General features: G+C 63.7%; 5 protein-coding genes and 4 pseudogenes. 2 read left to right on the forward strand and 7 right to left on the reverse strand.

Features of this window, described 5'->3' with window-relative positions; genetic code table 11:
- The 6 genes and pseudogenes from VXC91_RS41930 to VXC91_RS41955 all read right to left on the reverse strand — a co-directional run.
- Positions 1-271, reverse strand: a pseudogene (locus tag VXC91_RS41930) (lipase); the annotation flags it as partial.
- Positions 272-646: 375 nt separating this feature from the next.
- Positions 647-1,449: pseudogene (locus tag VXC91_RS41935) on the reverse strand (integrase core domain-containing protein); the annotation flags it as partial.
- A gap of 409 nt (positions 1,450-1,858) precedes the next feature.
- Positions 1,859-2,069: pseudogene (locus VXC91_RS41940) on the reverse strand (IS701 family transposase); the annotation flags it as partial.
- A gap of 126 nt (positions 2,070-2,195) precedes the next feature.
- The gene (locus VXC91_RS41945; RefSeq protein WP_329512608.1) at positions 2,196-2,573 is read right to left on the reverse strand and encodes a VOC family protein; all 378 of its coding nucleotides are present in this window, start codon (positions 2,571-2,573) and stop codon (positions 2,196-2,198) included.
- 122 nt (positions 2,574-2,695) lie between these two features.
- Positions 2,696-3,112, reverse strand: a complete 417-nt coding sequence (locus VXC91_RS41950; protein ID WP_329512609.1) for a DUF6114 domain-containing protein — start codon at positions 3,110-3,112, stop codon at positions 2,696-2,698.
- A 95-nt stretch (positions 3,113-3,207) separates the two neighbouring features.
- On the reverse strand, positions 3,208-3,834 hold the full coding sequence (locus VXC91_RS41955; RefSeq protein ID WP_329512610.1) for a DUF6230 family protein: 627 nt from the start codon (positions 3,832-3,834) through the stop codon (positions 3,208-3,210).
- Between the two features lie 174 nt (positions 3,835-4,008).
- Between VXC91_RS41955 and VXC91_RS47505 the strand changes: the two are divergent.
- Positions 4,009-4,149: pseudogene (locus tag VXC91_RS47505) on the forward strand (site-specific integrase); the annotation flags it as partial.
- A 64-nt stretch (positions 4,150-4,213) separates the two neighbouring features.
- Positions 4,214-4,756, forward strand: coding sequence for a GNAT family N-acetyltransferase (locus tag VXC91_RS41960; RefSeq protein ID WP_329512612.1), 543 nt, complete (start codon positions 4,214-4,216; stop codon positions 4,754-4,756).
- A 60-nt stretch (positions 4,757-4,816) separates the two neighbouring features.
- Here VXC91_RS41960 and VXC91_RS41965 read toward each other — a convergent pair.
- Positions 4,817-5,454: transposase (locus VXC91_RS41965; protein WP_329512611.1), on the reverse strand; the 638-nt coding region annotated here is incomplete at its 5' end.

Raw genomic sequence — 5,454 nt, forward strand, 5'->3', positions numbered from 1 at the left:
GGGAGACGAGCCCGGTCGCGGTATTGAGCGGGCCGAGCTGGCTGTTCGTCACGTCCGTGGTGACCGCACCCGAGCAGGAGGTGTCGGCGAACGAGGACGGGGCGTGGGCGTTCTTCCACAGGTAGGGGTAGGCGCTGAAACTGCGGTGGCAGTCGCCGCTTGAACTGTCGTAGTTCCCTGCGCCGTTGCCGGAAGAGTAGGAGTCTCCCAGTGCAACGTACGCGGGTCCGGCTGCTTGCGCCGGGCCCGCAAGTACCAGGCCGAGCACCATCGCGAGGCTCAGCGTGGCAAGGGCTGACAGCGACTTGATGCGTCTCACGAAACCTCCCTGAGCGGGACAGCTGGTAACTGATTTGGTACAGCAGGCAACCCACTCAGGGGAAGTGTCCATGTCAAAGATTTCTTTGCGCGTAGACACCGCGCTTGCAACAACGCGGCGGCCCGGGGCTCGCGGAGCGACCGCCCATGTCGAGCTGCGCCAGGGGCTGACCGCGGCGGCCCGTGGCGCAAGTCGCCGCGCCGTCAGTGCTGTTCTCGGTTATTCTCGCCGCTCTGCGCCGCTTTCCCCCATTTCTTGGTTGCGCCGGCGAGTATGTACCGCTCGAAAATACGAGTCGGTGCTGGGAGCTGTGATGATGTCGTTCGGTCAGGCGGCGCGGTGATACTCGTTGATCAATCCTCCGAGTACGGTTGTCGCCGGATCCGGTGGTCCTGGAGGTCAGTGACGGTGGCCGGAACAGGTGGTTCGTTGCTGTCCGGGGGCAGTTGCTGCCGGAACTGGTGGGGCCGGTTCCCGTTGCAGCGCTGGACGTACTCGGTCAGCACCCTCACAGCATGGGCCTCGTTGTAGATCAGGACCCGATCCAGGACCTCGCGGCGCAGGGTGCCCACGGCTCTCTCGCAGATCGCGTTCGCTCTCGGTGCCCGCGGTGGGCTGAGCAGGATCTCCACGTCGTCGGCCTCGAAGACGGCATCGAAGGCGATGGTGTACTTGCTGTCCCGGTCCCGGAGGAGGAAGCACAGGGAATCCATGCGGCCATCCAGTGCCGCGGCGAGGTTCCTCGCCTGCTGGACCTTCCACTGGCCGGTGGGGTCGGCGGTGACGCCGGCGAGGTGGACACGACAGGTGCCGTGCTCGATGAAGACCAGGGCATACAGGCGCTTGAGGGTGACGGCGCAGTCCAGGCGCAGGAAGTCGGCGGCGAGGATGCCGTGGGCCTGGACGGTGAGGAACTGCCGCCAGGCGGGGCCGGAGCCTTGCGGGGCGGGGTCGATGCCGGCCGCGTGCAGAATCTCCCAGACCGTGGACGGGGCGATCGGATAGCCGAGGCGAACGAGTTCGCCCTGTATGCGCCTGTGGCCCCACGTACTGTTCTCCTTGGCCAGGCTCAGAATGAGTTGCTTGACGGTGCGCGCGATGGACGGCCTGCCGGGGCGGCGATGCTGGGGGAACGACGAGAAGACATCTATTTCGGCTGGCAGTTCGATACCAAGGCCGCGAAGAAACTGCCCGACTACGCTGTCAGGTACTACATCCAAACCCTTGCCGCCCACCGCGACGCCCTACGCGGCAGCTTCAACCTCTACCGCGCGTTCGACACCACCATCGCGCAGAGCAAACGACGCGCGACCCGGCGGCTGACCCTGCCCGCTGTGGCGATCGGCGGAGCGGCAGGCCTCGGTGAGGCGGTCGGGAAGACGATGAAACTCGCCGCGGACGACGTGCAGAGCCTGGTTATTCCCGGCAGCGGCCACTGGGTAACCGAGGAGGCTCCCGAGGAGACGCTGGCGGCACTGACCAGGTCTGGAGGTGGCACTTCGATATTGTCTTCCAGCACGCGCGGCGAGTGGCCAGGGCGACAATCCCGCGCACGTCATCGCGGACCGCACCGGCGTCCCCGGAGGCCCGACACAGTAGATGCTGCATGCCGGTGCGGGCTGACCTCCCCGGCCCACTCCGAGATCGTCCAGCAATTCTTGCGCGGCAGGTCGGACAGCAGCCCCAGCACCAACCGCTTTGCCCGCAGCCGGGGTTCGACCCGGGCGAACCGGCCCGCAATACGGCCCATGACCGCCCCGAACGTCTCCCGCCAACGGGGGCGGGATCTGTGCTGTGGCCCGCGGCCACCGTCTCTTCGTCAGTCCACACAACTCACGATGATCAACGGTGGCCGCGCACCCTGCGGTGTCTCCTGTCAGTCCCGGACGAGACAGAACGGGTGTCCTGCGGGATCTGCGAAGATGCGCCAACTCCGCTTCCCCTCGCCCTCATCGAGCAGCCTGGCGCCCAGCTTGAGGACATCTTCCTGGGCTCGGTCCAGGTCCTTGACACCCAGGTCGAGGTGGAACTGCTGGGGCCGAGCGAGATCCGGCCACCGCGGTGACTGATGGTTTTCCACCCGTTGGAAGGCCAGCACGAACCCACTGTCGGTGTGGAGCGTCGCCCAGCCGTCGCCGAGCGACCACCGAGGGTCCGGCTGGTTCACCATCCCGCCGAGAAGGAACTGATAGAACCGGGACAGCTCAACGACATCGGCACAGTCCAACACCACACACTGCAGCTTGGCGATCATGAAGAGCAGCGTAGAGCAGTACCGCGCACCGGCCTCAAACGAGCCTGATCACGATCTACAGCTGGAGTATGAGTCAGGATTCACCGTCACCGCCTCGTGGTACTTCCTCACTTATGAGCCGCTCATCCGCCATCACTGGCCGCTGGTTTGTCCGTCGGACTTGTTTTCAGCGGGGACCAACTGCATGCCAGGGAACCGCCGATCAGCCCTGGTAACAGCCCCAGGAAGAAGCCTCCCAGGTTGGCGACCGGAAACGAAATCAGCGACAGCACGTATGTCGTGATTCCCGCACTGATTCGCATGTGCGGCTGGTACCACATGATGGCGCCCATCACCACGAGCAGGACACCGATGAGCAGCGAGCCTGTGCCTGCAGTGGTCGGCACAACCAGAATCAGTCCGCCGAAACTGATATGGGCGTACGGGAAATACAAGATGGGTGGGCCTGCCAAAAGCGTAAGTGCCCCGGCCCAGAAGGGGCGTGTGCAGCGCCAGCGCCGGAACCTACGGCGGGCTGAGGCGAAGCCGAGGTCGTGCATGCATCGTGCATGCATTGCACCCATCGCCTGACCATTCGTCAATCTCATTACCGGCCTTGGGGAGTCGACACAGGCCTTCGCGTGGCTACGATGCATCAGAAACACTCGCTACCGTTTCTTGTGACCGTGTACTTCGCGTCTGGAAGCTCGGAATAATCGGCCGAGGAGGCCACGACGATAGTTCGGATGTCTCTCTGGACGAGAGTGGCGACCTGGTGTGCACTGCTGCCCGGATCAAAGTATGGTGAGTTTGAATCTCCAGGGTCGATCTTCCCCTTGGTCACTGCACCGGCCGCAATATTGGAGTCCACATCATATTGGATGCTCTTTCCGACGGTGATGAAAGCCGCGTCCGTCACGGCGTTGCTCGATCTGACCGGACTTGACCCTTGACCGGCAGTTAATTTTAAAGTGAACTTCCCGAATGGACCCAACGAAAACACCCACGACTGGCACACGCCGTAGCTTTCGACATTCCGGGCGGAGCCGACGATAACGGGAACGCGCTTACCGCTCCACGTCACATCCACCATTGCATATTGGGCCACCCCGTGCGAGATCGAAAGCCTGGCCGAACTCTTGTACGGACGATTCGACACCAGGAAGGATGCAGCCAGGACTCCATGAGCGATTCCGACAGCGAAAATTCCCGTGACTGTGAGGCCGGTCAACAGAAGGGGAGCGAACAGCCTCCAGCGGGTCTGCCCCAGAAGCTCCAACACCCTTCCATCCCTTCACGACACGCATGTTCCTTCACCCGGGAGGTGGGCACGGACTGACACAAGACGAAGGCGCGAACCTCCGACGCGCTGATCATACGCATCGTCAGGGACGTCACACGTAAGCTAATTGTCTGTTTAATCCAATCAGGCTATTCGGGTTTCAACGCCGTCACTGCCGCGAAGAACGCCGCCGCGTTGGCGAAACCCCACGGCTGGAAGAGGACGAAGCAGAGGTTGAGCCCGACTCCTTGGAAGACGTTCAGCGCCTATTGCTCGAACAAGGGCCGACGCAGCGCCCGTTGGATGGTGGCATTAGGGCGTGTATCGAAAGTGCCTGGTGAGGATGGCGGAGAGCCCATTTGTGATCCAGAATGATTGGATGGTCACGCTTGAGACTCCCCGTTTGATCCTGCGTCGCTGGCGCGAGGAAGACGTTGCGCCCATGGCTGCCGTCAATGCCGACCCCGAGGTCATGCGGTGGATCCGTGACGGTAGCGTCCGTGACGAACAGCAGACTCGCGGCGGGGTCCAGGCATGGGAGAGCGAGTGGGAGTCACAGGGCTTCGGCCTGTTCGCCGTGGAGATCCGGTCCACTGGCGAGCTGGCCGGGTTCACCGGCCTTTCCGTGCCCGACTTCTTGCCGGAGGTACTGCCGGCGGTTGAGGTCGGCTGGCGGCTGGGACGTTCCCACTGGGGGCAGGGCTTGGCCACCGAGGCCGCTGCGGCCGCTGTACGGTTCGGGTTCGAAGAGCGAGGGCTGGAGCGGATCGTCAGCATCGCTCAAGTGGGCAACGACGCCTCCGAACGGATCATGACCAAACTGGGGATGCATCCGGTCCGTGAGACCGTCAATCCAACCTGCGGTCGGCGAGTACGGGTGTTCGAGTTGTCGTCGGACCAGTACGTCACAACCACTCGTTGATGGCGGCAACGAGGACGGTAGCCTCGTAGCGGACCGCGAGTTTGATGCCCCCTATGGATATCAACCGGCTGGGGCCGGGGTCGTGTTCTTCCGAGGCGAGGTAATCGTCTGATAGATCTCTCGCGCGACGTAGCGTTTCAGGCAGCGGATCGCTTCGCGGCGCGTCTTGCCCTCGCTGATTCGCCGTTCCAGATAGTTGCGGGTGCCGGTGTCCCGGCGCAGGCGGGCCAGGACGATGGTGTAAAGCGCGGAGTTGGCCTGGCGGTCGCCGCCGCGGTTGAGCCTACGACGTTGGGTCTTGCCGGACGATTCCTCCATCGGGCTGAGGCCGCAGAGGGCGGCGAAGGATGCCTCGCTGCCCATGCGCTCCGGGTTGTCTCCGGCCGCTATCAGCAACGCAGCAGCGGTGTCCGGGCCAACACTGTAGCGGTCCAACAGTTTCGGGGTGCAGGCAGTAATCCCGGCGATGATCCGAGCGGTGAGGTCGTTGACCTCCACGGTGAGGTGCTGGATCCGTCTGGCCAGCAGCCGCAGTGTGTGGCGAGCTGCCGTTGCCGGGGCAATCCCGTCTGCGGGTTCCAGCTCGGAACACCGCCGGATGAGCTTGGGATTGCTCAGTCCGGCCAACGACTCCCGCAGGGCTGGGTCTGCTGACACCAAGACGGCCTTGAGCTGGTTGATCGCCTGGGAGCGCGATT

Source organism: Streptomyces chiangmaiensis (genome assembly GCF_036281785.1).
Taxonomy (GTDB): Bacteria; Actinomycetota; Actinomycetes; order Streptomycetales; family Streptomycetaceae; genus Streptomyces; species Streptomyces chiangmaiensis.

Bases quoted from the DNA above. Each gene is read 5' to 3' on its own strand.
- VXC91_RS41945 (WP_329512608.1), bottom strand. From the start codon at position 2,573: ATGATCGCCAAGCTGCAGTGTGTGGTGTTGGACTGTGCCGATGTCGTT.
- VXC91_RS41950 (WP_329512609.1), bottom strand. From the start codon at position 3,112: ATGCACGACCTCGGCTTCGCCTCAGCCCGCCGTAGGTTCCGGCGCTGG.
- VXC91_RS41960 (WP_329512612.1), top strand. From the start codon at position 4,214: ATGGTCACGCTTGAGACTCCCCGTTTGATCCTGCGTCGCTGGCGCGAG.